Annotated in this window: 25 protein-coding genes, 1 tRNA gene and 1 other RNA gene; 10 read left to right on the top strand and 17 right to left on the bottom strand. The window is 64.5% G+C overall.

The features are described from left to right. Positions 1-11 precede the first annotated feature (11 nt). Complete coding sequence (gene tgt, locus ACZI8R_RS18385) at positions 12-1,286, top strand: tRNA guanosine(34) transglycosylase Tgt (RefSeq protein WP_463381096.1); 1,275 nt, start codon at positions 12-14, stop codon at positions 1,284-1,286. On the opposite strand, the gene ACZI8R_RS18380 is transcribed toward tgt, so the two are convergent. From ACZI8R_RS18380 to ACZI8R_RS18365, 4 genes are all read right to left on the bottom strand, one after another. Next, positions 1,277-2,011, bottom strand: a complete 735-nt coding sequence (locus tag ACZI8R_RS18380; protein ID WP_463381095.1) for a queuosine precursor transporter — start codon at positions 2,009-2,011, stop codon at positions 1,277-1,279. The genes tgt and ACZI8R_RS18380 overlap by 10 nt on opposite strands. 82 nt (positions 2,012-2,093) lie before the next feature. After that, positions 2,094-2,651 carry an RDD family protein gene (locus tag ACZI8R_RS18375; protein ID WP_463381094.1) on the bottom strand — a complete coding sequence of 186 codons (558 nt, stop codon included), beginning with the start codon at positions 2,649-2,651 and terminating at the stop codon, positions 2,094-2,096. A 148-nt stretch (positions 2,652-2,799) separates the two neighbouring features. Continuing rightward, complete coding sequence (locus ACZI8R_RS18370; protein ID WP_463381093.1) at positions 2,800-3,753, bottom strand: DUF2189 domain-containing protein; 954 nt, start codon at positions 3,751-3,753, stop codon at positions 2,800-2,802. A 135-nt stretch (positions 3,754-3,888) separates the two neighbouring features. Next, positions 3,889-4,506 (bottom strand): RDD family protein, encoded by a 618-nt coding sequence (locus ACZI8R_RS18365; RefSeq protein WP_463381092.1) that lies wholly within the window; start codon positions 4,504-4,506, stop codon positions 3,889-3,891. 132 nt (positions 4,507-4,638) lie between these two features. Between ACZI8R_RS18365 and ACZI8R_RS18360 the strand changes: the two genes are divergently transcribed. Continuing rightward, complete coding sequence (locus ACZI8R_RS18360) at positions 4,639-5,220, top strand: DUF4190 domain-containing protein (RefSeq protein ID WP_463381091.1); 582 nt, start codon at positions 4,639-4,641, stop codon at positions 5,218-5,220. A 9-nt stretch (positions 5,221-5,229) separates the two neighbouring features. Here the strand turns inward: ACZI8R_RS18360 and gluQRS are convergent, their stop codons facing one another. The 3 genes from gluQRS to ACZI8R_RS18345 are packed head-to-tail and all read right to left on the bottom strand — an operon-like array spanning position 5,230 to position 7,460. Next, positions 5,230-6,117 (bottom strand): tRNA glutamyl-Q(34) synthetase GluQRS, encoded by an 888-nt coding sequence (gene gluQRS, locus ACZI8R_RS18355; protein ID WP_463381090.1) that lies wholly within the window; start codon positions 6,115-6,117, stop codon positions 5,230-5,232. A gap of 15 nt (positions 6,118-6,132) precedes the next feature. Then, positions 6,133-6,741, bottom strand: coding sequence for a TetR/AcrR family transcriptional regulator (locus ACZI8R_RS18350; RefSeq protein ID WP_463381089.1), 609 nt, complete (start codon positions 6,739-6,741; stop codon positions 6,133-6,135). 50 nt (positions 6,742-6,791) lie between these two features. After that, positions 6,792-7,460, bottom strand: a complete 669-nt coding sequence (locus tag ACZI8R_RS18345) for a lysophospholipid acyltransferase family protein (protein ID WP_463381088.1) — start codon at positions 7,458-7,460, stop codon at positions 6,792-6,794. Positions 7,461-7,521: 61 nt separating this feature from the next. Here ACZI8R_RS18345 and ACZI8R_RS18340 point away from each other — a divergent pair, with 61 nt between their 5' ends. After that, entirely contained in the window at positions 7,522-8,139 is a 618-nt protein-coding gene (locus ACZI8R_RS18340; protein WP_463381087.1) for a TetR/AcrR family transcriptional regulator, read from the top strand. Here ACZI8R_RS18340 and ACZI8R_RS18335 read toward each other — a convergent pair. From ACZI8R_RS18335 to ACZI8R_RS18325, 3 genes are read right to left on the bottom strand one after another with little or no spacing between them, the layout of a single operon-like run. Further along, positions 8,058-9,584: a metallophosphoesterase gene (locus ACZI8R_RS18335; RefSeq protein WP_463381086.1), complete on the bottom strand. Its 1,527-nt coding sequence runs from the start codon at positions 9,582-9,584 to the stop codon at positions 8,058-8,060. The genes ACZI8R_RS18340 and ACZI8R_RS18335 overlap by 82 nt on opposite strands. 19 nt (positions 9,585-9,603) lie before the next feature. Beyond that, on the bottom strand, positions 9,604-10,155 hold the full coding sequence (locus ACZI8R_RS18330) for a TIGR03086 family metal-binding protein (RefSeq protein ID WP_463381085.1): 552 nt from the start codon (positions 10,153-10,155) through the stop codon (positions 9,604-9,606). Further along, positions 10,152-10,961, bottom strand: coding sequence for a helix-turn-helix domain-containing protein (locus tag ACZI8R_RS18325; protein ID WP_463381084.1), 810 nt, complete (start codon positions 10,959-10,961; stop codon positions 10,152-10,154). The genes ACZI8R_RS18330 and ACZI8R_RS18325 overlap by 4 nt, the downstream gene beginning before the upstream one ends. 27 nt (positions 10,962-10,988) lie before the next feature. On the opposite strand from ACZI8R_RS18325, the gene ACZI8R_RS18320 reads away from it, so the two are divergent. Then, positions 10,989-11,558 carry a COG4315 family predicted lipoprotein gene (locus ACZI8R_RS18320; RefSeq protein ID WP_463381083.1) on the top strand — a complete coding sequence of 190 codons (570 nt, stop codon included), beginning with the start codon at positions 10,989-10,991 and terminating at the stop codon, positions 11,556-11,558. A gap of 71 nt (positions 11,559-11,629) precedes the next feature. On the opposite strand, the gene ACZI8R_RS18315 is transcribed toward ACZI8R_RS18320, so the two are convergent. The 3 genes from ACZI8R_RS18315 to ACZI8R_RS18305 form a co-directional block, all read right to left on the bottom strand. Next, the gene (locus ACZI8R_RS18315; protein WP_463381082.1) at positions 11,630-12,298 is read right to left on the bottom strand and encodes a YoaK family protein; all 669 of its coding nucleotides are present in this window, start codon (positions 12,296-12,298) and stop codon (positions 11,630-11,632) included. A gap of 136 nt (positions 12,299-12,434) precedes the next feature. Beyond that, positions 12,435-12,522, bottom strand: a tRNA-Ser gene (locus ACZI8R_RS18310). Between the two features lie 59 nt (positions 12,523-12,581). After that, positions 12,582-13,070, bottom strand: a complete 489-nt coding sequence (locus ACZI8R_RS18305; protein ID WP_463381081.1) for a hypothetical protein — start codon at positions 13,068-13,070, stop codon at positions 12,582-12,584. Between the two features lie 138 nt (positions 13,071-13,208). On the opposite strand from ACZI8R_RS18305, the gene ffs reads away from it, so the two are divergent. The 3 genes from ffs (at position 13,209) to ACZI8R_RS18290 (ending at position 15,154) form a co-directional block, all read left to right on the top strand. Beyond that, positions 13,209-13,303: signal recognition particle sRNA small type (gene ffs / locus ACZI8R_RS18300), an RNA gene on the top strand. Between the two features lie 48 nt (positions 13,304-13,351). Further along, positions 13,352-14,641, top strand: a complete 1,290-nt coding sequence (locus tag ACZI8R_RS18295; protein WP_463381080.1) for an aspartate aminotransferase type Ic — start codon at positions 13,352-13,354, stop codon at positions 14,639-14,641. A 180-nt stretch (positions 14,642-14,821) separates the two neighbouring features. Next, complete coding sequence (locus ACZI8R_RS18290; protein ID WP_463381079.1) at positions 14,822-15,154, top strand: hypothetical protein; 333 nt, start codon at positions 14,822-14,824, stop codon at positions 15,152-15,154. 50 nt (positions 15,155-15,204) lie between these two features. Here the strand turns inward: ACZI8R_RS18290 and ACZI8R_RS18285 are convergent, their stop codons facing one another. Genes ACZI8R_RS18285 through ACZI8R_RS18275 form a run of 3 tightly spaced genes read right to left on the bottom strand, consistent with a single transcriptional unit; the run spans position 15,205 to position 17,606 of the window. After that, positions 15,205-15,870 carry a response regulator transcription factor gene (locus ACZI8R_RS18285; protein WP_463381078.1) on the bottom strand — a complete coding sequence of 222 codons (666 nt, stop codon included), beginning with the start codon at positions 15,868-15,870 and terminating at the stop codon, positions 15,205-15,207. Then, positions 15,867-17,303 (bottom strand): sensor histidine kinase, encoded by a 1,437-nt coding sequence (locus tag ACZI8R_RS18280; protein ID WP_463381077.1) that lies wholly within the window; start codon positions 17,301-17,303, stop codon positions 15,867-15,869. Before ACZI8R_RS18280 ends, ACZI8R_RS18285 begins: the two co-directional genes overlap by 4 nt. Before the next feature lie 9 nt (positions 17,304-17,312). Continuing rightward, a complete protein-coding gene (locus tag ACZI8R_RS18275) occupies positions 17,313-17,606 on the bottom strand; it encodes a hypothetical protein (RefSeq protein ID WP_463381076.1) in 294 nt (97 codons plus the stop codon). A 179-nt stretch (positions 17,607-17,785) separates the two neighbouring features. Between ACZI8R_RS18275 and ACZI8R_RS18270 the strand changes: the two genes are divergently transcribed. Further along, on the top strand, positions 17,786-18,373 hold the full coding sequence (locus ACZI8R_RS18270) for an HhH-GPD-type base excision DNA repair protein (RefSeq protein ID WP_463381075.1): 588 nt from the start codon (positions 17,786-17,788) through the stop codon (positions 18,371-18,373). 2 nt (positions 18,374-18,375) lie between these two features. Here the strand turns inward: ACZI8R_RS18270 and ACZI8R_RS18265 are convergent, their stop codons facing one another. Continuing rightward, positions 18,376-19,680 (bottom strand): ammonium transporter, encoded by a 1,305-nt coding sequence (locus ACZI8R_RS18265; protein WP_463381074.1) that lies wholly within the window; start codon positions 19,678-19,680, stop codon positions 18,376-18,378. A 181-nt stretch (positions 19,681-19,861) separates the two neighbouring features. On the opposite strand from ACZI8R_RS18265, the gene ACZI8R_RS18260 reads away from it, so the two are divergent. Next, entirely contained in the window at positions 19,862-22,138 is a 2,277-nt protein-coding gene (locus tag ACZI8R_RS18260) for a DNA polymerase III subunit gamma and tau (RefSeq protein ID WP_463381073.1), read from the top strand. A gap of 158 nt (positions 22,139-22,296) precedes the next feature. Beyond that, a complete protein-coding gene (locus tag ACZI8R_RS18255; protein WP_463381072.1) occupies positions 22,297-23,511 on the top strand; it encodes an acetyl-CoA C-acetyltransferase in 1,215 nt (404 codons plus the stop codon). Positions 23,512-23,538 lie beyond the last annotated feature (27 nt).

Here is a 23,538-nt window from a genome sequence, read left to right as displayed (position 1 = left end):
TCTGTGATTGGATGACTTGTGTGAATGACGCTGTACCCGCCCCTGCCGCTACGACCGTGCCTGTTCCGCCCGACCCGTTCTTCACGGTCGGGACGAGACTGGAAGACCGGCTGGGTCGCACCGGCACCATTCACACGCCGCACGGTGACATCGCCACCCCGTCGTTCGTTGCGGTGGGCACGAAGGCGACCGTCAAAGCGGTGCTTCCCGAGAGCATGAAGGACCTGGGCGTCCAGTCGTTGCTGGCCAACGCCTATCACCTGTATCTGCAGCCGGGGTCGGACATCGTGGACGAGGCGGGCGGCCTCGGCAAGTTCATGAACTGGGACGGACCGACCTTCACCGACAGTGGCGGCTTCCAGGTCATGTCCCTGGGTGTCGGCTTCAAGAAGGTCATCGCCATGGAACACATCGGCGTGCAGTCCGACGACGTGATCGCGCACGGCAAGGAACGGCTCGCGCACGTCGACGCCGACGGCGTGACGTTCAAGTCGCATCTCGACGGTTCGATGCACCGGTTCACTCCGGAGGTGTCGATGCAGATTCAGCATCGTCTGGGTGCGGACATCATGTTCGCCTTCGACGAGCTGACGACGTTGATGAACACCCGCGGCTATCAGGAAGAGTCGGTGGAGCGCACTCAGGCCTGGGCGGTGCGGTGCATCGCCGAGCACGAGAAGCTCACCGCACAGCGGTCGCACCGCCCGTATCAGGCATTGTTCGGGGTCGTGCAGGGCGCACAGTACGAGGACCTGCGCCGGCAGGCGTGCCGCGGTCTGGAATCGATCGTGGGCGAAACCGGGCGCGGGTTCGACGGCTACGGCATCGGCGGCGCGCTCGAGAAGCAGAACCTGGGCACCATCGTGCGCTGGTGCAACGAGGAGTTGCCCGAGCACAAGCCGCGTCACCTGCTCGGGATCAGTGAGCCGGACGACTTCTTCACGGCCATCGAGAACGGCGCGGACACGTTCGACTGCGTCAATCCGTCACGAGTTGCGCGCAACGCGGCGATCTACGTCCGAGACGGCCGGTTCAACATCAACACCAGTCGATTCCGGCGGGACTTCACGCCGATCGACGAGGACTGCGATTGCTACACGTGCGCGAACTACACGCGCGCCTACATCCATCATCTGTTCAAGGCGAAGGAGATGCTCGCCTCGACGCTGTGCACCATCCACAACGAGCGGTTCACCGTGAAGCTGGTGGACGATATTCGCGTCAGCATCGAGAACGGCACGTTCCACGAGTTCAAAGCAGAGATGTTGGGGCGCTTCTACTCCTGAAGCACGTAGGTCGGTTCACGCTTCTTCACGAACGCGATCACGCGGTAGGTGATGGGCATGACCAGCACCTCGACGAGGGTCTTCCATACGAAGCCGACGATCACGTAGTTGACGAAGTCCGTCCACGTGCTGATGCCGATCGCCGTGGCCGCGATGGAGCAGAAGATCAGGGTGTCCGCGAACTCGCCCACCACGGTCGAACCGATGAGCCGGGCCCACAGGTGCTTCTCCTTGGTGCGCTCCTTGATGAGGACCAGGGTGACCGAGTTGAGGAGCTGGCCTACGAGATAGCCGGCGAGACCGGCGAGGAGCAGCTGTGGATACACACCGACAACGGACTCGAGGGCAGGCTGGTTCTCGTAGAACTCGGCGGACGGAAGCGCGAGGAGAATCCAGAAGCACAGCGCCGCCAGAATCAGCGAGCCGAATCCGAGGTAGATCGCGCGCCTGGTCGACTTGAAGCCGTAGACCTCGCTGAGGACGTCGCCGATGATGTAGGCGAGCGGAAAGAGGAAGAATCCGCCGTCGGTGATGATCGGCAGAATCTGCAACGAACCGATGGACAGTTCGGAATCGCCGAAGAAGGCGACGCCCTTGGTCGCGCAGATATTGGAGATCAACAGGGTGGCGGTGAAGAGCGCCACGAAAGTCGAGTAGTAGCCACGACTCACGTGAGCGAAAGTGGCGTTGGGCGACGACTGTTCTTGCTGATCCGATGCTGTCACAGGCGCTATCAAAGCACTCGAAGCAGACCGGGCGCGAGCCCACCCCGATGGAGTGTGACTCGCGCCCGGCGATGCTCGGCTGTCAGAGCTGGATGACCCGGGTGCCTCCGGCGAGCTCGTCGTGCTTGCCCTGGCGCAGCGGGTTCTGGCTGATCGAGACGGCGATGAGGATGATGAGAACCACGCCGATCAGGTTGAAGACCAGGCCGAGGATCGGGATCGTTCCCAGCACGGTGATGCCGTAGAAGGCATTTCGGATCAGCGACTGCTTCTGGGTGGGCAGTCCGCCGTCCGGCCCGACCACACGCAGCTTCACGATCTTCTTGCCCAGGGTCTGCCCCTGAGTGGTCTCGAGGAAGACGAAGTACCCGATGGTGGCCGCGGCGGTGAGGACAGCGCCGAGCAGGCTGCCGATCACTCCGAGGGTGTACGAGAGTGCGAACGAGACGATTGCTGTGGGAATTCCCACGATGAGCCCGTCGAGGACGCGGGCGCCGAGTCGGGCAGCGAGGTCACCGGGCCTCGGAGCGCCGGGCATCGGTGCTCCCGGCATCGGTCCGAAATCGGACCCCTGGGGCTGGTTGAAATCTGGTGCAGCGAATTGCTGGGTCTGGCTCGGATCGAATCCACCGGTGCTCATGTAAATCCCCCTGATTGATGTGTCGGCGAACAGAAATGTCGTAGCTGAAATCGACCCGTGCAGAGTACGCAGCGTTGGGAGGAAAGTGACAAAACGAACGGTGCCTCCTCTCACATCGTGAGAGGAGGCACCGTGTCGGCCGGAGGAGTCAGGCTGCCGAGACGTAGCGCTGAGTCAGAACCCGGTAGGCGTACGTCGAGGCGATGATCGTCATCGGAACCGTGACGAGCAGGCCGAGACCACACGGGATCGCACCGAGAATGTTGATACCGACCAGAGCGAGAGCCAGCAGAAGCAGCGGGCCCACATTCTTGGAGATCACGTCGAAGCTGGCCTTGATCGCCGGAATCGGCTGGAAGTTCTGGTCGACCACGAACGGCAGGGTGAACCAGGTCAGGAACACCACGATCAGTCCCGGAATGACGAGCAGAACGAGGCCGATCGTCGACGCGATACCCACGATCAGGCTGGCGATGATGACCGCCGCCACGTTGCTGAACTGGAAGAACGAGCCGATCGCCGGCTTGTTTCCGTCCACCTCGTGGAGGGCACCACGAATGAAGGCCGCCTGAATGAGGTAGCCCACGATCGTGCTGATGAAGCCGCCGATGATGCCCAGGACCGAGAAGGCGGCTGCTCCGTCGGTGTCGACACTGAACCCGCTACCGAAGATGAACTGGATGAGTGCACTGATCAGGAAGCCGATGATGACGATCCCGATCCAGGTGAGCGCGTTCTCGCTGAACTTCTTCCAGCCGTAGGAGATTGCATCGCCCACCGAAAGCTGACCCGACCCGGGGCCGCCGGCTTGCTGCTGTTGGTACGGGGGCGGCGGCGGGTAGCTGCCCGGAGGTGGGGGATAACTGCCGGGCGGCGGGGGATATCCGCCTGGCGGGGGCGGATAGCCGCCTTGCTGCGGTGGTGGTGGTGGATAACTGCCGGGCGGCGGGTAATTGCCGGGCGGAGGTGGGTATCCACCGGGGCCCTGAGGGGGCGGAGGTGGGTATCCACCGGGAGGAGGGTTGCCCTGCGGCGGTGGGCCGTAGGGATCGCCGGGCTGTCCGCCCGCGGAGTCGTTCGGGTCCGATCCACCGGTTGTCATGTTTCCCTCTCGGAAATGTCGAATTGGGCTGACATTTGGAACAATACGCAAGGTCGTCGAATTGGTGAAGAACTGACGAATGCCCCGCCCGTCGGGTGACGTGCGGGGCATTCGCGCAAGATACGAAAGGCTGGATCAGCCCTTGACGACCTGGGTTCCGCCGGCCAGTTCGTCGTGCTTGCCCTGCTTGGTGGCGCTTCCGTTGATCGTCACCGCGATGATGATGTAAGCGATGATCGCCAGGAATCCGCCGATGATCGGAATGATCGAGAGCAGGGTGAAGGCGTTACGAATCGCGGACTGCTGCAACGTGGGCTTTGCGCCTCCGGCCGGTCCGTGGACGCTGAGGCCGAGGAGCTTCTTTCCGAGCGTCCAACCCTGCGTCACCTCGAGGGCGACGAAGTAGATGAACGTCAGGAGGCCGGAGAACAGTCCGGTGACCAGGAAGTTGTCCGAGGCACCGAATATCAGCGCGAGCAGGAAGGCCACGATTCCAACGATGAGACCGTCGATGAGGCGGGCACCGAAGCGGATACCGAGCCCACCGGGCTCACCGCCGCCTGCCAGCCTGTTCGACGCGCCGTACGCGGACTGATCGTCGAAGTTCGGCGGCGGCGGCGGGTAGTTGCCGGGAGGGGGAGGGTATCCGCCCGGGTTCTGCGGGGGTGGGTTGTTGCCCTGCGGCGGCTGGCCGTAGGGATCGCCGGGCTGTCCGCCCGCCGGGTTGTTCGGGTCGAATCCACCGGTGGTCATAAGTTCCCCTCATCGTGCTCGATTGTCGACTTTGGTGTATCCAACCTACGGCGAAGGCGCCTCGATTGCTCACCTTTACGCGGCTTCGGGCCAGGTCGCATTGCGCTCGAAGGATGCTTTACGCTGGTCGTCGTGGCTGATACCGGGGGATTCGAAGACAACAATCGTTACGAGGGGCAAGATGCCCCCACCTACGGTGAGATCCCGCCGCTTCCCCGTGACGGATACGGGGTTTCGGAAAACGGTCAGGCAACCTATTCGGCGCCTACCGAGAGTGTTCCGAATCAGCAGCCCGCCTACGGCTACCCACCGGCCGCGCCGCAGATGCCTCAGCCACAGATGCCGCCGCAGCCCTACGGCCCACCGAACCAGTACGGGCAGGTTCCTCCGTACGGTCAGCCGAACCCTTACGGCCCGACCCCCTACGGTCAGCCGAATCCCTACGGCTACCAGCAGACTCCGGGAACCAACGGGCTGTCGATCGCCGCGCTGATCACCACGTTGGCCGGCGGCTTCTTCGCTTGCGGTATCGGGTTTCTCGTCGGTCCGATTCTCGGATTCGTCGCGCTGAATCAGATCAAGCAGTCGGGCGAGCAGGGCCGCGGAATGGCTCTTGCCAGCATCATCGTGGGAGGTATCGCACTCGCACTGCTCGTCGCGTACGTGGTGTTCATCATCGCGATCGCCGCGTCCTCGTCTTCGTATTCGGTGTGACCGAACGCCTCAGCTGAAGATCCACGGCTGCGTCGGCAGCGTTCGCGGGTCGAATCTTTCGAGCAGTGTTCCGACGTCCACAGGTTCGTCGGCTTCGCACATCCTCAACGACTCGGCCAGCACGCCGAGGATCTGGCTCGGTGTCCGTCCGAGCGCCCGCTGATCCTCGAGTGTCACCGCTCCGTCGCGCTTCGCAAGCCGTTTGCCGTCGGCGTTGAGTGCAAGGGGAACATGGGCGTAGGCGGGGACCGGTATGTCGAGCAGTCCCGCCAGATACGCCTGACGGGGAGCCGAGCTCAGTAGATCGTCACCCCGGACCACCTGGTCGATGCCCTGCGCGCCGTCGTCGACGACCACCGCAAGGTTGTAGGCGGGGGTGCCGTCTCCTCGGCGCAGCACGAAATCGTCCACCGCACCCGTGTACTCGCCGTGCAGAACGTCGGTCACCGTGTGCTCGGACTTGTCCGATCGAAGTCGCAATGCGGCGGGTCTCGATTGCGACTTCTCCCGGCGCTGCGCTTCGGTGAGATTGCGGCAGGTGCCGGGGTAGGCGCCGTCGGGCGTGTGCGGCGCGGAAGGAGCGCTGAGTATTTCCCTGCGCGTACAGAAGCATTCGTACGTACGTCCGGAGTTTCGCAAACGGTTGATCGCGTTGTCGTAGTGCGCGAGCCTCGCCGACTGGTCGAGCACGTCGCCGTCCCAGTCGAGGCCGAGGGCGACGAGATCATCGAGTTGTCGTTGCCTCGAGCCTTCTCGTACCCGATCGAGGTCTTCGACCCGGACGAGAAAACGCCTATCGGTCGAACGAGCGAACAGCCACGCCAGCAGTGCAGTTCGTAGATTTCCCAGATGAAGGTCGCCGGACGGGCTGGGTGCGAATCTGCCTGCACCTGTCACAGCGTCACCTTTCTGTCAGCTGGCGAGCTCGATCTCGGAGCGGTGTGCATCCGTACCGGTCAGAGTAAGCCGAATCTGAGTCTCGAGAACATGCTGCAGGTACTCGGGCGGATAGAGGGCCGGGCTGCCGACGGCATCGAGTGCGAGGCCGTCCACCGTTGCGAGAAGCAACGCTGCCCGCGTCTCTGCTTCGGGAGTGCCGATGCCGATGAGCACTGCGGAGATTCCGGTGCGGATGGTGAAGAGCGTCTTGCGGCGAATTTCCGCGAGCGTGGGGGACGTGGCTGCGCGCACCGCGAAGGCGGTGATGACGTGTGCCTCGCGGGAGCGTTCGGCATCCAGCGGGAGTAACTGGGAGAGTGCGGCGAACAGTGCGCGGGAGGGTTCCTCTTCATCCTGCACTGCCGCCAGTCTCGACAGGAGCTCGTCCACGAACTTGCGTAGCGCGAAAGCGAACATGTCGTCTTTGGTCGAAAAGTGATGTTGTACAGCGCCGATCGAGACCCCGGCCCGTTTTGCGACCTCGCGGACACTGGCGTTTTCGAGTCCAGCCTCGGCCGCCACATCGAACAGTGCCGCCGCCAGTCGGTCGGGGCTCGTGGAGGAGTATCGGCGCTCTCGCATTCGAGGCACAGTACATGCGTACGGAATGTGACACGGTCGCGGGGCGGTGGCTATGGCGCGCGTCTCGTCGCGTAGGTGTCGACGTACTCCTGTCCGCTAAGAGTCAGCAAATTTTGCATCAGTTGGTCGGTTGCTGCGCGCACCACATTCCGGTTTTCGGCGAGGGGAGTGAACCGGCTGAAATCGATCGGTTCGCCCACCCGGATCGACACCTTGCCGAATCGCCACATTCTGCTGCCGATGGGATTGATCTTGCGAGTTCCGTGCATCGACACGGGTACGACGACGGCGTCCGTGGACAGTGCGACCCGGGCGATGCCGGTCTTGCCCTTGTGTAGACGCCCATCCGGTGAGCGGGTGCCTTCGGGGTAGATGCCCCACACCTTTCCTTCTGTGAGGATTCCGCGTGCAGTGGCGAGCGCGCCCTCCGATGCATCGCCGCCGCTCCGGTCGATCGGGACCTGTCCCGCTGCGGTGAAGAACCACTTCTTCATACCGCCGACGATGCCGGGCTCCGTGAAATATTCGCTCTTGGCGACGAAGGTGACTCGTCGGCGCACCATGAGAATCAGGAAGAAAGAGTCGACCACCGTCAGGTGATTGCTGGCGAGAATGACCGGTCCCGTCCGCGGAATCCTCTCGGCTCCAGTGATGCTCGGACGGCCGACCATGCGCAGTATCGGCCCGATCAGGACGTATTTGAAGATCCAGTACCACATGCGCGTTCTCCCGATCGATCGTCGTTGGACGTCCGTACTCTGATGGTAGACACTGTCTACCATGCCTGGGAAGAGTGAACTTCGCGAACAGCTACTGGTCTGCGCCATGGAACTGTTGATGGAGGGCGGTATCGAGGCGGTCGGACTCCGTGCCGTCACGAGGCGTGCAGGTGTCTCACACGGAGCGCCTCGGCGCTACTTTCCGACCCTCGAATCGTTGCTGTCCGAAGTTGCCGCTCGCGGATTCGCGGAACTGGCGCGCGACATCGGGCAGGTGGACCGCACGCTGCCAGTCGACCTGCAGCTCCAACGAACTGCCGTGATGTACATCGGGTTCGGGGTTCGTCGTCGCCCACTGTTCGAGCTCATGTTCCGCCATGACCTGCTCGAAGGTTCGGGCGTCGGCCTACGTGCGCACACCCGCCCGTTGTTCGCCGGTCTCGTGGGGATGCTCGAGGGCGTCGACGACCCGGAGGCGGTGGCGGTCGAACTATGGGCCAACGTGCACGGCCTCGCCACGCTCACGGGGACCGGGGCTCTCGGAGTAGTTGCGGAGGGCATCGACACCGAGCGTGCGGTAGCCCGGATCGTGGCCGCTCACCTCTCCGGGATCACGGCCCGAGGTACATCTGCGCGCAGTTCGACGTCCACGACAAAGTCGCCGTCCTCGGGACCGTAACGGCGCTGGGGATCGAAATCTTCGACGCGGAAACTGTCGAGGGCGGGCGAATGTGTCGTCACTGCAAGCGAACCGCCGTCGATGTCGAACTGAAGGAGGCGCTGGAATCCGGTCTCGCGCAGGCCGTCCACGGTGAAGTTCTGATAGTCGGCAAGTAGTTCGACGACCTTGCGGTCGGTGTCCCCGACCTGCCTGTCCGTGACTGTCGTCTGGCCGTCCACGTGGCCGGAGAGCACGAGAAACACCGACTCGAACGGCTCGACGAGACGGTTCCAGATCTGCTGCCCGGAACTTCCGCCCACGTCCCCGAAGCCGGACATGCGTAGTGCACCGGACTCGTCCAGGTAGTAATGACTGCCGATCACGACGTTGCGATCCGGATGTGCCGCGAGTACGTCCTCGGCCCACTGCATGACGCGTTCGGGAGGGTTGTAGCCGATGTGCAGCATCAGGAACTTCGCGCCCGCCGCATCGATCAGGTCGTAGTGCGCGGAATTGTCTGTGTCGGTGACGGAATCGCCCCACCAAGGACGGTCTCGATAGCGCTGCGGACCGAAGAACTCGTTGTACAGCGCGTGGTTCTCCTCGTGGGCGCCCGGTACGAGACGGCCGGCCGCGTTCCAGATGTTGTCGTGATTTCCGGGCAGCACCCCGTGGGGGATGCCGGCGCGTTCGAGGACGGCCATTGCCTTGTCGGCCGCCTCGAATTCGGCGCGGGCCTGTTCTTCGGGTCGGCTCGACCTGATCCAGCTCTGAATGACGTCGCCGGTGTGCATGGCGTACGCGATCTTTCGGTCTGCGGCATTGTCCGCGGTCCACTCCGTCATCGCATCGAAGACGCCGGGATTGTCCCGCGAGACGTACTGGGTGTCGGTGAGGTGTTGCAATGCGAAGTCGTACGTCGCGGGATCAGCGAAGTGCTGGTTCGGCGCCGCATTCGCTCGTCTGAATCCGTCGTCACGGCGCGGGCCGTCGACGACGAGCACCGACGCTTCCAGTCCGTTCAGTGTGGTGGACAGGGTGATCGGGCCGTTCGGATTCGGCGGTTGCGCCACGTCGACGGGCGCGCCCCACGACTGGGTCGTCTCGTCCCACACGTGCAGTGCGAGGTCGTTCAGATTGACCGAGCTGCCCTGCCACGTCACGGTCGAATCTGTTGTTCCTACCGGGAATCGAACGTCGTATCGCACGTATGGGTACGAGCCGAAGTCGGTGGTGGTCGACTCCTCTGCATCCCGTTCGTCAGGGCCGTCGTGGGTACTTGGCGTCGGATCGGGGCTCGAACCGGAGAACATGGTTGCCGACTCGAACGGTGTGGATGCCGACAAACCCACCGCCGGGATGCCTAGGGCGCCGCCCCCGGATCGTGGCCCCGCCTGCGCGCCGGAGGCCACGAACACGACGAGACCGGTCGCGAGCAGAACCATGAGCCTGGGCTGTGGCATACCCAGAGGCTATTACGGATCAGACGTCACGGCCCAGGTGAGCGAGTAGCCGTGTCTGAGCGTCGGCATCCTCGGAGACCGGCACAGCAGGTCCGCACACGCCCGCCATCCGGATACTTTCGCCGAGAGAGGTCGCGACGGAATCCACCCACTCGACGTCGGCTGCGGGAATGCTCTCGTCGGTTCCGGTGGCACGGGCCAGATCCCAACCGTGCACCACGAGGTCGAAGCCGTGGAAGCCGTCGACCGTAGCGGCGAGGGTGGTGCGTCCGAAGTGGCCGTCGTATTCACGGTCGCCGAGATCGGGGTCGTCCAGGATCTTCTGCATCGAGTCGCGGGTGGCGGTCCAGGCTGCGAGTGGGTCCGAATCCACCGAGGTTCCCCGATCGAGCTCGAGACCAACGACGGTGACGACTTCGTGTTGGGCGTCGATCACGTGTCCCACCACCTGACGTGCGGTCCATCCCTCACAGGGTGAGGGGTTCTCCCATTTGTCTGCGGGTACGGCCTCGATCCGCGCGGTGAACTTCGCGGCGAGGTCTCGGTAGTGGTCGGCCTGCTGTGTCGTCATGCTGCCGATTCTTCCGCGAACCGCAGGCCGCGCGCTTGAACATTTCCGACATCCACGACTGTCGCATCGCCGTGCCAGTACGGGGCTTGGCTGACCAGAAGCGCGCTGGGGGTGAGTGTGGCGATTCGACGACATTCTCGCGACAAGTGGGCCTGGTCGCTGTAGCCCGACCGATAGGCCAGGTCCGCGAGTCCCACACCCGGCGTACTGCGCGCCAACGTCATGAATCTCTGTAGGCGGAGGATGCCGCGAAGGGTGGCCGGGCTGTACCCGAAGGCCTCGTTGCAGCGCCTCTGCAGCTTTCGTTCGGTGATCGAAGTGGCGTCCGCCAGCGCGGCCACGCCCCAGGAATGCCGAGCGAGAGCTCCCCGAACGTCGTCGACGAGACGATCGGCAGGCTCGTACTGTGCCCGCCAGCCGCGAACGGCATTTTCGAACGCAATGATTCGTTCGGCCGGATTGTGGGCATTCTCGATGCGGTCGGTCAGTGCGCGATCGCAGCGAGCGCCGAGGACATCCGCGAGACCGACTCGGATGTTGCGAACGTCGGCAGCGGAGGTTCGTAGGAGGTGAGTGGCGGCGCCGGGACGGAAGCGGACTCCGACGGACTCCGTACCGGGTGGCAACGTGAACGACCACGCGGTGGTTTCGGGACCGCACACCCGAATACCGACGCCGCGGATCCACAGCACGTCCATACATCCGTCGGGCACCAACAGATGTTCGCCCTCGGACTTCGCTGTCCAACCGCACACCAGGGTGTCGGCGAGATCGGGGGCAGTGGCGGTCGGCGTGTACCAGGCCATGAGCAAAGCCTAGCCACGAGGACCGACATGCAGACGAAACTGGAGCAGTCGGTCGTCCGGGCCGCTGCGCTCGACCGATCGGACAGGAATGTCATGACCAGAACTTGGGCGTTGGCCGCGGCGGCAGCCACGATATTGGCGCTTTCCAGCTGCGCATACGACTCGGGGGACGAGGACGACCCGAGCAGTGACGGGCCCTCGGAGACCACCACCACGTCCATGCCGGCGCCTGCGGGCGAACCCGTGCTCGGGCTGGGCGCCACTCGTTTCGGTGACATCGTCGTGGACGACAGCAAGATGTCCGTCTACGTGTACGACCAGGACGAGGTCGGTGGCCCGAGCAGGTGCGAGGGCAGTTGCCTGAACGCGTGGGAGCCGGTGACAACCGAGTCGCAATCTCCGCAGGTGGACGGCATCGATGCGGCAATCGCGACCATTCCCGCCGCAGACGGCGCATTCCAGATCACCGTCAACGGTCGTCCGGTGTACCGCTACGCGGACGACGAGAGGCCCGGCGACGTTCTCGGCCAGGACCTCGACAGTGTGTGGTGGCTCCTGGATCCCGTCGGCAACCCGATCCTGCAACCCCCCGCCTAACCCCTTGCCCCTGACCAATGTCACACAGGTTCAGTTCACGCGAACCGGTGTGACATTGGTCAGGGCGATCGTCATGGGTGGATCGGGTTCAGGGCGGGGTCGGGCAGGTTTCTGACGACGAGAGTCAACGCGACCGCTCCGGCCGCTGCGAACCACAGTGCGTTCAACCCGATCAACCGGTGGGCGAGTGCTCCGAGAACGGCACCGACGACAAGACCTGACACGAGTCCGAAGTAGCGCAGCCAGGCCCAGCGAGGCCCGCCCGAGAAAGCGGCGGCGAGGCGTTGCCCCATTTTCACCAGTGCGCCGGTCATGTAGGTGAGCCCGATCGTCACCTCTCCATCACGCTGGAAGACGGCGTTCTCGGCGCCCATTGCCAAGATCATCGCGCCCACCGCCACTACGGTCACACCGGTGCTCGCGGCGATCGAACCGACGATCAGCAGAACCGACACCGTCGTCAGAACGGCGAACTTCCGAGTGCGGCGATCGTGGTCGAATCGGTGACCGACGAGCGCACCGAGAACAACCCCCGCCACGAAGACGGCGATCACGGCGAGGGCCGTCGTGGCGTGGGCCCACACCCCGTCCGCGAATCCGACGCTGAACCGAGTGAGGTTTCCGCTCATGAACGACACGAAAAAGCCGCCGAGCGTGATGAAGCCGAGAGCATCGACGAAACCCGCCAGGCCCGACAGAGCGACGGCCAAAGCCACGAGTTGTTTGCTGTATCCGATCATCGCGGACCCATTTTATGTGACGGCGTTGCCGACGAATGTCACACAGGTTCAGCTCACGCGAACCGGTGTGACATTGGTCGGGGGGGTGGTGGGAAAGAAGAAGGAACCCCCGACCGGATCGGTCGGGGGCTCCCTGTGGCGGAGGATAGGGGATTTGAACCCCTGAGGGCGTTAACCCAACCCGCGTTCCAGGCGAGCGCCATAGGCCACTAGGCGAATCCTCCGTGGGTGAGCATACCCAATAGGTCCGCCCGACCGTTAAACGAGCAGTTCGAGCCGGATTTCAGACCCAAGCGAGCTTTTTGGTGGCCTCTTCGGAAAGGGGAGTCACGCGGTCGCAGGACGTGTCCGGATCCAGGGCCGCCTCGAGCCCGAATTTCGCCTCGACGGACAGGACCCCGGAGTCGGTCTTCAGTTCGAGAATGCACTGGTACTTGGACTCCGCGAGCACCGTTCCCTCGAGGGGGCCGACGTCGAGGGTGCGCAACGGCTTGGTGGACTGGGGGAGGGCGGAGACCGTCACGGCGACGGTGTTCATCTGCTCGGGTGTGCCCCAGAGGCAGCTCTGGCGGTCCGTCGAGTCCGTCCGGACCCCCTCGCCGGCAGTGGTGACGAGGCTCTCGACCGTGTCGGCCGTCACGAGCGTGCACGGGTCCGTGGTGTCCCAAGCTGCTGGTTGAGGGCCGTCCGCACCGGCATCACCGCCGCACGCCGTGGCTGCGGTGACCAGACCGATCGACGCCGCCACCTGCAAAGTCTTTCCAAAGTTCATGTGGATCCCCGTAATCCTGAGCCGCTGATGCGGGGGCGACGCTAGCACTGGTCGACTCTGCGCCAGGTCGAAGTGTCGCGGGTGACGTGACGCGATGGGGCGCTTGGCATGCCCGCCCCGGTTCCGTCTACACTCTGTTGTGGATCCCGCGCGGCGCGCATCCTGTGAACTCCCCCAGGGCCGGAAGGCAGCAAGGGTCAATGGGCTCTGCCGGGTGCGCGGGGTCCCCTTATTTTCTCGCATACCCGACCCCGTCACGTCGGTGAAAGGCCGCTACGGAAATGCCTAGCCAAACCCAGATCGGTTTGATGAGCCACGACGAACTGCTCTCCGAGCACGAGCGCCAGACTGCGAACTTCACGCAGTTGCTCGCCGAGAAGCTCACGTTGGATCTCACGCGAGGCAAGCCGTCGCCGGAGCAGTTGGACCTTTCCGCTGAGCTACTGTCCCTTCCGGGTGACGGAGATTTTCGAGACGGCAAGGGGACCGACTGCCGCAACTACGGCGGGTTGACCGGTCTCCCGGAACTGCGTGCGATATTCGGTGAGATCCTCGGCATTCCGGTCGAGAACCTGCTCGCCGGCAACAACGCGAGCCTCGAGATCATGCACGATCTCGTCGTCTTCTCTCTTCTGCACGGGAACCCGGACTCTTCGCGGCCGTGGTCGAAGGAAGACAAGATCAAGTTCTTGTGCCCGGCCCCGGGCTACGACCGCCACTTCGCGATCACCGAGTCCTTCGGCATCGAGATGATCACCGTCCCGATGAACCCGGACGGTCCGGACGTTCACGCCATCGCCCAGTTGGTTGCCGACGATCCTCAGATCAAGGGCCTGTGGGCAGTGCCGACGTACTCGAATCCGACCGGTGCCGTCTATTCCGAGGAAGTCACTCGCGAGCTGGCGACGATGCCCACCGCGGCTCCTGACTTCCGTCTGTTCTGGGACAACGCCTACGCCGTGCACCCGGTCGTCGGCGAGACTGCCCCCGCTCTGGACATCCTCGGTATGGCCGCCGAAGCCGGTCACCCGAACCGCCCGTACGTGTTCGCCTCGACGTCCAAGGTCACGTTCGCGGGCGCAGGCGTCAGCTTCTTCGGGGCTTCCGAGTCGAACCTGGCTTGGTACCAGAGCCACCTCGGCAAGAAGAGCATCGGCCCGGACAAGCTCAACCAGCTGCGTCACCTGCGCTTCTTCAAGGATGCCGATGGTGTTCGCGCACACATGGAGAAGCACCGGGCGCTCTTGGCACCCAAGTTCGCCCTCGTCCTGAAGATCCTCGAGGACCGCCTGGGCGCGTCCAAGGTGGCGTCGTGGACCGAGCCCAGGGGCGGCTACTTCATCAGCCTCGACGTCGTAGACGGCACGGCGAAGCGAGTCATCGAACTCGCCAAGGACGCCGGAATCCTGCTCACGGGCGCCGGTTCGGCCTTCCCGTACAAGAACGATCCGGACGACCGGAACATCCGTATCGCCCCGAGCTTCCCATCGGAGGAAGAACTGGAGAAGGCGATGAACGGTGTCGCCACCTGCGTTCTGCTCGCGGCGACGGAATCTGCTCTGCGTTCCTGACCCCCTTGCCTGACCAATGTCACACGCGTTCAGCTCACGCGAACCGGTGTGACATTCGTCGGGGGCAAGGGGTGTCCAGATTCATGAGAAATCGCTCATGATCGTCTCCTGAACCGATCATCTTCGACCACGAATGTGGTGTGTGCGCAAGGAAAGCGCCACCACACGAGGGAGAAGATCATGGGATTCGACAAGAAGTGGGCCATAGCGGGAATCGCCTCCGCCGCACTCGCACTCGGGACGGCCGGAATCGCCGTCGCAGACGACAATGACGACACACCTGCGGCCCCGACACCCATCGCGGTACAGGGCCCCGCGCCAGTGAGCCCCGCGCCGGCACCCGTCGGTGCACCGCTCGATCCGTCGACCTGTGCGGAGTGGTTCGACGACTGGGACGACGCCGTGCCGGACGCTGTGGAGGATCAGTTCGAAGCATGGGACGACCGCTGCGATGACCAATTCGATGACGACGATTTCGACGATGACCGGTTCGACGACGATCACGACGATTGATCGCACCCACTGAAGGGGCCGGCACCTCGGTGCCGGCCCCTTCGTGTTGTTCAGCCCTTCTCTACGAGTCGATAACCCATACCTCGAACGGTTTCCAGTCGCTCGCTTCCGATCTTTCCGCGCAGGTAGCGGACATAGACGTCCACGACGTTGGAGCCTGGGTCGAAGTCGTAACCCCATACTCGTGACAGCAGTTGTTCGCGGGAGAGCACTTGCCCGGCGTGCCGCAGGAAGGTTTCGGCCAATGAGAACTCTCGCGCCGACAGGTCGACCACAGTGGAACCGATGTGCGCGCGACGGGTACGCAGGTCGAGTGCGAGGCCGCCGCTACGTAGCACTGTCGTGTCGTCCGGACGGTCGTCGTTGAGCCGCAGGCGTATTCGCGCCAGCAGTTCTTCGAAGCGGAAGGGTTTGGGCATGTAGTCGTCGGCGCCGCCTTCTAGGCCGGCAACGACGTCGTTGGTACCGTCTCTCGCTGTCAGGACGATGACAGGGGTTTTCGCGCCATCGGCGCGCAGCAATTTCAGAACTGCGAAGCCGTCCATCTCCGGAAGTCCGATGTCGAGCACCATCAGGTCGTAGTCACCGCTACGGGCGCGTCCGTACGCGGTGACGCCGTCGCCGACGATCTCGGTCGCGAAACCCTTCGCACGTAGACCTTTCTCGATGAACGATGCAATCCTCGGCTCGTCCTCGGCGATCAGGATTCGACTCATCGCTGCACGTTCCCTTCGGTTGTGATGACGGCGGGCACGGTGATCGTGAAGGTTGCACCGCGGCCGGGAGCGCTTCCGAAGGTGACGCGGCCGCCGTGTGCTGCGGCGATCGCCTGCACGATCGACAGCCCCAGTCCAGCGCCGTCGGAGCGTCCTGTGGACCCGGTTCCACGAGCGAATCGCTCGAAGATGACGTCCTGATCTTCCTGCTGCACACCAGGTCCGGTGTCGGTGACCCAGAACCGAATCTCGCCGTCCGACAACTGTGATCCGATTCCGATCCGGTCGCCGATCGACGTGTGCTGGGCGGCGTTGTCGGCGAGCGCGACCATGGCCTGAGTGATGCGTTGAGCATCCAGGCTCGCGTGCACGGACGTGAACGTCTCGAGCACCCACTGTCGATCGTCGAGCTTGGCGACCTTGTCGTAGATCTCGGCCGAGAGGATCGCCACGTCGGTCTCGTCGGGCCGGACGAACTCGGGTTGTTCGGCGCGGGCCAGCAGCAACAGGTCGGAGACCATGCGGTTCATGCGTTCAAGTTCGTCGTCGACCAGTGCGATCGTCTGCCGCACGTCGTCGGGGTCCTGGGTGTCCATCACTTCGAGGTGACCGCGAACGATCGTGATCGGTGTGCGGAGTTCGTGTCCCGCGTCGTCGACGAAACGCCGTTGGCCACGTACGCCGGTTTCCACTCGATCCAGCATGGAGTTCAGACTCGTGACGAGCGTTGCAATTTCGTCGCCGCGGGCGGACGCCGACTGCGGGATGCGGCCCGACAGATCGGTGTCGGTGATGGTTCGGGCGGTCTGGGCGATATCGCGGACGGGGGCGAGGATACGCCCGGCCACCACCCACGCTCCGCCAGCGGCCGCGAGGGAGGTGACGGCGCCGACGGCGAGCATCAATCGGGCCGTGTCGTCCGCGCTTTCACGTTCCTGGTCCGCGAAGTAGGCGGCGACGACGACTCCTTGGGAGGTCTGGTTCTCGAGTGTCACCGGCACGGCGAGATACAGAACTTCGCCGGCCCCGCTGTCGTAGGAGCCCTCTGTGGTGTCGCTGACGGAGCCGACCAACTCCGTGAATGCGGTGTCCTCCGCCAGCTTCACCGGTGCTTGTTGACGGCTCTGGAATTGAAACCCGCCGTCGACGTACCCGAGGAACTTCTCGTTCGGCCGGGCCAGGTTGTAGGTGATGACGACGCGCAACACATCCGAGACGGACGCGAAGGGCTCGCCTGTCCCCGGATCCACCCCCGTCTCGGTGAGAGCAGTGAACTCGGCGATCTCTGTTCGCAGGGATTCGCGCATGCGCTGGTCGGTCGCCCGATTCATCAACAGCCACGTGAGCACGGTGACGACGGTCAGGGAACACAGGACGAGCAGCAGCACCCAGCCGATGATGCGCGTCCGCGCACTCGTCGTTCGCAGCTTCACTGAAGTGCCCTAGTCGTCCCAGTCATCGTCGTCCCAGTCTGGCTGATCGTCCCCGTCGTCGTCCCGGTCATCGTCGTCATCGAGGGGCGGCGGTGGCACGAAGCCTTCGGGTGGCAGCGCATCCGGCGGGGGCGCGGCAGGGGGAGCAGGCGCCGGGGGCGCTTCGGGAACCGCGGGAGCGACGATCGGCGCAGCGGGAACCGGCTCCTGTGTCGAAGTGGTGTCGACCGTCAGCCACGTCACGCCACCGATGATCGCGGTGGCGACCACGGCGATCGCTGCCACGAGCCATCCGGTTCTCATGGCCGAAGGTTCTCAGTCGACCGTTATCCGAGGATGACAGCACGATGAGAGTCTTCTCATTTTCGCTCCTCACCCCTGTTTTCCCTCCCCCCACCGCCGACCAATGTCACACCGGTTCGCGTGAGCTGAACGTGTGTGACATTGGTCGGGGAAGGGGGTGGGGGTGGCAAGATGGGCACATGGCTGTCACGTTGAACCTCGTCGGTGACCCGGACGCGGATGCGCTGTTGTCGAAAGACCCGCTGGCGCTCCTCGTCGGAATGCTTCTCGATCAGCAGGTCCCCATGGAGACCGCTTTTCTGGGACCCAAGAAGCTTCACGACCGGCTCGGCGGCCTCGACGTCGATGCCATCGCAGCAATGAATCCGGAGGAGTTCATCGCGGTGTGCGCGCAGCCGCCGGCAGTCCACCGGTTCCCGAAGTCGATGGGTGAGCGCATCCAGTCGCTGTGCACGTTCATCGCCGAGAACTACGAAGGTGACACCGCCGCCATCTGGAAGTCCGGCGACCCGGACGGCAAGGAAATTCTGAAGAGGCTCAAGGCGCTGCCCGGGTACGGCGATCAGAAGGCAAGGATCTTCCTGGCGCTCCTCGGCAAGCAGATCGGAGTGCAGCCGACGGGCTGGCGTGAGGCTGCAGGTGCCTACGGCGACGACGGTGCCCGCCGGTCGATCGCAGATGTCGTCGACGAGAAGAGCCTGCTCGAGGTGCGCGAATTCAAGAAGGCCGCGAAGGCTGCCGCTAAGGAGAAGGCCGCGAAGAAGTAGGGCTACTCGGTTTCGGGTTGCCGTTCGATGCGGCGCGCGAAGGGGTTCGGGTTCTGTCCACCGCCGATCGGTCCGTGTCCGAGAACGCCGTGCTCGTAGGCGGTTTCGGCGTGTAGAGCGAAATCGATGCCGCCGGACTCGTCTTCTTCGCTGACCCTGAAGCCGAAGATCTTGTCGATCAGTTTGCCCAGTCCGAAGCTGACTCCGAACGCATACAGACCGACGACGATCACTGCCAGTATCTGCTTTCCGAGCTGTGCGAACCCGCCGCCGTACAGCAGCCCGGACGGGCCGCCCGTCATCATTTCGGTGGCGAGCAGGCCGATGAGGATCGTGCCGACGATGCCGCCGATCAGGTGGACACCGACGACGTCCAACGAGTCGTCGTAACCGAACTTGAACTTCCAGCCGACTGCGAACGAGCAGACGATGCCCGCTACCGCGCCCACGGCGAGCGCGCCGACCATGCTGACGGTTCCGCAGGCAGGTGTGATGGCGACCAGTCCGGCGACGACGCCCGACGCGGCGCCGAACGTGGTCGGGTGGCCGTCACGCTTCTGTTCGACGAGCAGCCAGCCGAGCAAGCCCGCGCATCCTGCGACCAGGGTGTTGAGGAAGATGGCGGCGGCAGTCCCGTCAGCAGCGAGCGCCGAGCCTGCATTGAAGCCGAACCATCCGAACCACAGCAGGCCGACCCCGAGCAGAACGAGCGGCAGGTTGTGTGGACGCATGGCCTCCGATCGGAAACCGAGGCGTGGGCCGAGTACGAGAGCCAGAGCGAGTCCGGATGCACCCGACACGATCTCGACGACCAGGCCGCCGGCGTAGTCGAGTGCCCCCAGCTGCGCGATCCAGCCGTTCGGATTCCACACCCAATGGGCCACGGGTGCGTAGACGACGAGTGCCCAGATCGGCACGAAGATCATCCAGGCGGAGAACTTCGCGCGATCGGCGATGGCACCGCTGACCAGCGCAGCCGTGATGATCGCGAACGTCAATTGGAAGGTGGCGAAAAGAAGCTCGGGCACTTGACCGTGCACCGTGGAGGGGTCGATACCCGCCATGCCGAAGTGCTCGAGGCCTCCGATGACGCCCCCGACGTCGTCACCGAAGACCAGGCTGTATCCGACGAACAGCCACGACACCGTGACCAGCGCGATCGCGACGAAACTCATCATGATCATGTTGAGTACGCCCGTCGACCGGACCATGCCGCCGTAGAAGAGCGCGAGCCCCGGCGTCATGAGTAGTACCAGTGCTGTGCTCATCAGAAGCCACGCTGTGGCCCCGGCGTCGATTGCGGGCACGACCTTCTCCTCACGGGCACGACTGGGTCGCCGTGCGCGAGGATCAACGATGGCCTCGATCCGTTTCGCCTGCGATGCCCCGACGTTTCGAAGGCGTTACGCAATGCTGTCGGGTCACCGACCCGGGGTGTGAGTGCACACCCCACCGGTGCTGTCGGAGTCCGCCGGTAGTCTTTGGCGCGTGGCCCTGTACCGGAAGTATCGACCTGCGTCGTTTGCCGAGGTGGTGGGGCAGGAGCACGTCACCGAGCCTCTGTGCACTGCCCTTGACTCGAAACGCATCAACCATGCCTACCTGTTCTCGGGCCCCAGAGGCTGCGGCAAGACATCGTCCGCGCGCATCCTGGCGCGCTCACTCAACTGTGCGGAGGGACCCACGTCCACACCGTGCGGTGTCTGCTCTTCGTGCGTCGCCCTCGGCCCCGGCGGTCCGGGAAATCTCGATGTCACCGAACTCGACGCAGCCAGCCACGGTGGTGTCGAGGACACCCGTGAGCTGCGCGACCGAGCGTTCTACGCACCCGCCGAGTCTCGGTACCGCGTGTTCATCGTGGACGAGGCCCACATGGTCACCACCGCGGGCTTCAATGCGCTCCTGAAGATCGTGGAGGAGCCGCCCGAGCACCTCATCTTCATCTTCGCCACCACCGAGCCGGAGAAGGTGCTGCCCACCATCCGCTCGCGTACGCACCATTACCCGTTCCGATTGCTGGCCCCGCCGGTCATGCGTGGGCTGCTCGAGAAGATCTGCATGCAGGAGAGCGTGCCCGTCGAGGACCCGGTGTATCCACTGGTCATTCGAGCCGGTGGCGGTTCGCCGCGTGACTCGTTGAGCATTCTCGACCAGCTTCTGGCCGGTGCAGCCGAAGAGGGCGTCACGTATGCGCGCGCGTTGGCGCTACTCGGTGTGACCGATGCGTCACTCCTCGACGACGCCATCGATTCGCTCGCTCGAAGTGACGGCGCCGCACTGTTCGGCACCGTCGAGAAGGTGATGGACGCCGGACACGATCCGCGCCGCTTTGCTTCGGATCTTCTCGAGCGGATCCGAGACCTCATCCTGATGCAGGCCGTGCCGGACGCGTCCGAGCGCGGCCTCGTCGACGCGCCGATCGACGTTCTGGAGAAGATGCGTGAGCAGGTCGGGCGTATCGGCCCCGCCACCCTCACTCGCTATGCCGAGGTGGTCCATGCCGGCCTCGGTGAGATGCGAGGGGCCACCGCCCCACGTCTGCTCCTCGAAGTGGTCTGCGCCCGCTTGCTGCTCCCTGCAGCCTCCGACGCGGAATCTGCTGTGCTGCAACGTCTCGAGCGGGTCGAGCGAGGCCTGCCCGCTGCTGGTTCGGAGGGTGCTGCCGTCGCCACGGCAGCGAGCGTTGCCCCGTCCGGTTCAGCGCCCGCAAGCCCGGCGTCCGATGTTCCCATCAAGTTTCAACGGCCCTCGCAGCGCAAGGCTTCCGAAGACGCGCCGGAACCGACGCCGGCGCCAGAACCAGCGCCTGTTGCCGCGGCCCCGGCTGTACCGGAGTCGACTCCCGAGCCCGAGCCCGAGCCCGAGCCCGAGCCCGAGCCCGTTCCGGAGCCGACTCCCGAGCCCGTTCCGGAGCCGATTCCCGAACGGGAACCCACTCCTGAACCAGTCCCGGAGCCGACTCCCGAACCGGAACCCACTCCTGAACCAGTCCCGGAGCCGGAACCTGCTCCACTGACTCCGCCGCAGCCGGAACCCGAGCCAGTGCCTGAGGTTGCCGAAGCGCCCCAAGCAGAGGAACCCCAAGCCGAGGAGCCGGTCGCCGAGACCCCCGTTCCCTTGGCAGGACCGGGTGTTGCTGCGGTGCGCGACGTGTGGAATCAGTTGCGCGAGAAGGTGGGCGAGCGAAACAAGATTCTTCCAGCGATGTTGTCCGCCGCGACGGTGTACGACGTGCAGGGCAGCAAGCTTGTTCTCGCGCACCCGACACCGGGGCTCGGTGCGCGCATCGTGCAGCCACACAACGCTCGGGTGATCTGCGAGGTGCTCGCGGAGCGATTCGGCGGCACCTGGGAGGTCGAATACCTGCCGGGGGTCGAGGCACCGGCGTCGTCGAAGCCGGCGCCCAAGGCTGCTCCCGCCAACGGGCGTCCGGCGGGTGCGCCGAGATTCTCGCGTCCCAGTCAGGAGCGGCCCGCCGCGGCTCGAGTGACTGATGAGAGTGTGCCGGGCAGTGGGGAAGCGTCGCAGAACCCAACGCCTCCCGTCGACGACATTCCGCCGCCGGAGGCGCCCGACTATCCTGACGATCCGGGTCCGCCGCCGGTCGACTACGAAGCGACTCCACCCGCATCCACCAGGGAGGACGAGGACGAGATGTTCGCCGAGGCGGCCGAGCCGGCCGACCCGGGCGCACGACGTGATCCCGAGGACGTGGCTCTCGAGCTGCTCGGAGACATGCTCGGAGCAAAGAAGCTCGAAGGCTGAACGGCGAGCGAAGATCGTCTTGGTCACGATCTTCGCTCGGTTGGGTCCTTCCCCTATTTCTGCAACACGTTCTAGAGTGGTGTGGCCGGGGTCAATCCCCTGTGCAGCGCGCCGTGTGCATGGTCGGCGTCGACGCAACTTAGGAAGGAACACCTCAAGTGACCACAGAGGCATTCATTTATGAAGCCATCCGTACGCCGCGTGGCCGCGGCAAGAAGACCGGCTCACTGCACTCGGTCAAGCCGATCTCGCTGGTCACGGGCTTGATCGACGAGCTTCGCAGCCGCTTCCCGGATCTCGACGAAGACCGCATCTCCGATCTCGTTCTCGGTGTCGTCACCCCCGTGGGTGACCAGGGCATGGACATCGCGCGCGTCGCGGTCAACGACGCCGGACTGCCCGACACGGTGGGCGGTGTTCAGCTGAACCGTTTCTGCGCATCCGGCCTCGAAGCCGTCAACATCGCAGCTCAGAAGGTGCGTTCCGGCTGGGACGAGCTGGTGATTGCAGGCGGCGTCGAGTCGATGTCGCGCGTTCCGATGGGCTCGGACGGCGGACCGTGGGCTCTGGACCCGGCCACCAACTTCGACAACTACTTCGTCCCGCAGGGCGTCGGCGCGGACCTGATCGCCACCATGGAGGGCTTCACTCGCGACATCGTCGATGCCTACGCGGTGCGCTCGCAGGACCTCGCCGCGAAGGCATGGTCCGGCGGCTACTTCGCCAAGTCCGTGGTGCCGGTCAAGGACATCAACGGCATCACCGTTCTCGACCAGGACGAGCACATGCGCCCCGGCACGACGGTCGAGAATCTTGCGGGCCTGACCCCGTCGTTCGCGATGGTCGGCGAAGCGGGCGGCTTCGACGCCGTGGCCCTGCAGAAGTACCACCAGGTCGAGAAGATCAACCACGTCCACCACGGTGGCAACAGCTCCGGAATCGTCGACGGCGCAGCGCTCGTGCTCGTCGGTTCCGAGCAGGCCGGCAAGGACATGGGCCTCGACGCGAAGGCTCGCGTCGTGGCGACAGCGACCTCCGGCGCAGACTCCACCATCATGCTCACCGGCCCGACCCCGGCGGCCAAGAAGGCACTCGCCGCGGCGAACCTGACCATCGACGACATGGACCTGGTCGAGATCAACGAGGCGTTCGCGTCGGTCGTGCTCAAGTTCCAGAAGGACATGAACGTCCCCGACGAGAAGCTCAACGTCAACGGCGGCGCCATCGCGATGGGCCACCCGCTCGGCGCTACCGGCGCGATGATCACCGGAACGATGATCGACGAGCTCGAGCGTCGCGGCGGCCGGTACGCCCTCATCACGTTGTGCATCGGCGGCGGCATGGGTGTCGCCACCATCATCGAGCGCGTCTGACGCTCACCCGAACAGGAGACGAGAAAC

Source organism: Rhodococcus huquni (genome assembly GCF_055231055.1).
This window is presented reverse-complemented; position numbering and strand designations above follow the sequence as displayed.

Excerpts from the sequence above, each read along its gene's own strand:
- tgt (WP_463381096.1), top strand. The coding sequence starts at position 12 with ATGACTTGTGTGAATGACGCTGTACCCGCCCCTGCCGCTACGACCGTG.
- ACZI8R_RS18375 (WP_463381094.1), bottom strand. The coding sequence starts at position 2,651 with ATGAGCACCGGTGGATTCGATCCGAGCCAGACCCAGCAATTCGCTGCA.
- ACZI8R_RS18370 (WP_463381093.1), bottom strand. The coding sequence starts at position 3,753 with ATGACAACCGGTGGATCGGACCCGAACGACTCCGCGGGCGGACAGCCC.
- ACZI8R_RS18365 (WP_463381092.1), bottom strand. The coding sequence starts at position 4,506 with ATGACCACCGGTGGATTCGACCCGAACAACCCGGCGGGCGGACAGCCC.
- ACZI8R_RS18350 (WP_463381089.1), bottom strand. The coding sequence starts at position 6,741 with ATGCGAGAGCGCCGATACTCCTCCACGAGCCCCGACCGACTGGCGGCG.
- ACZI8R_RS18345 (WP_463381088.1), bottom strand. The coding sequence starts at position 7,460 with ATGTGGTACTGGATCTTCAAATACGTCCTGATCGGGCCGATACTGCGC.
- ACZI8R_RS18340 (WP_463381087.1), top strand. The coding sequence starts at position 7,522 with ATGCCTGGGAAGAGTGAACTTCGCGAACAGCTACTGGTCTGCGCCATG.
- ACZI8R_RS18335 (WP_463381086.1), bottom strand. The coding sequence starts at position 9,584 with ATGCCACAGCCCAGGCTCATGGTTCTGCTCGCGACCGGTCTCGTCGTG.
- ACZI8R_RS18330 (WP_463381085.1), bottom strand. The coding sequence starts at position 10,155 with ATGACGACACAGCAGGCCGACCACTACCGAGACCTCGCCGCGAAGTTC.
- ACZI8R_RS18325 (WP_463381084.1), bottom strand. The coding sequence starts at position 10,961 with ATGGCCTGGTACACGCCGACCGCCACTGCCCCCGATCTCGCCGACACC.
- ACZI8R_RS18320 (WP_463381083.1), top strand. The coding sequence starts at position 10,989 with ATGCAGACGAAACTGGAGCAGTCGGTCGTCCGGGCCGCTGCGCTCGAC.
- ACZI8R_RS18315 (WP_463381082.1), bottom strand. The coding sequence starts at position 12,298 with ATGATCGGATACAGCAAACAACTCGTGGCTTTGGCCGTCGCTCTGTCG.
- ACZI8R_RS18305 (WP_463381081.1), bottom strand. The coding sequence starts at position 13,070 with ATGAACTTTGGAAAGACTTTGCAGGTGGCGGCGTCGATCGGTCTGGTC.
- ACZI8R_RS18295 (WP_463381080.1), top strand. The coding sequence starts at position 13,352 with ATGCCTAGCCAAACCCAGATCGGTTTGATGAGCCACGACGAACTGCTC.
- ACZI8R_RS18290 (WP_463381079.1), top strand. The coding sequence starts at position 14,822 with ATGGGATTCGACAAGAAGTGGGCCATAGCGGGAATCGCCTCCGCCGCA.
- ACZI8R_RS18285 (WP_463381078.1), bottom strand. The coding sequence starts at position 15,870 with ATGAGTCGAATCCTGATCGCCGAGGACGAGCCGAGGATTGCATCGTTC.
- ACZI8R_RS18275 (WP_463381076.1), bottom strand. The coding sequence starts at position 17,606 with ATGAGAACCGGATGGCTCGTGGCAGCGATCGCCGTGGTCGCCACCGCG.
- ACZI8R_RS18270 (WP_463381075.1), top strand. The coding sequence starts at position 17,786 with ATGGCTGTCACGTTGAACCTCGTCGGTGACCCGGACGCGGATGCGCTG.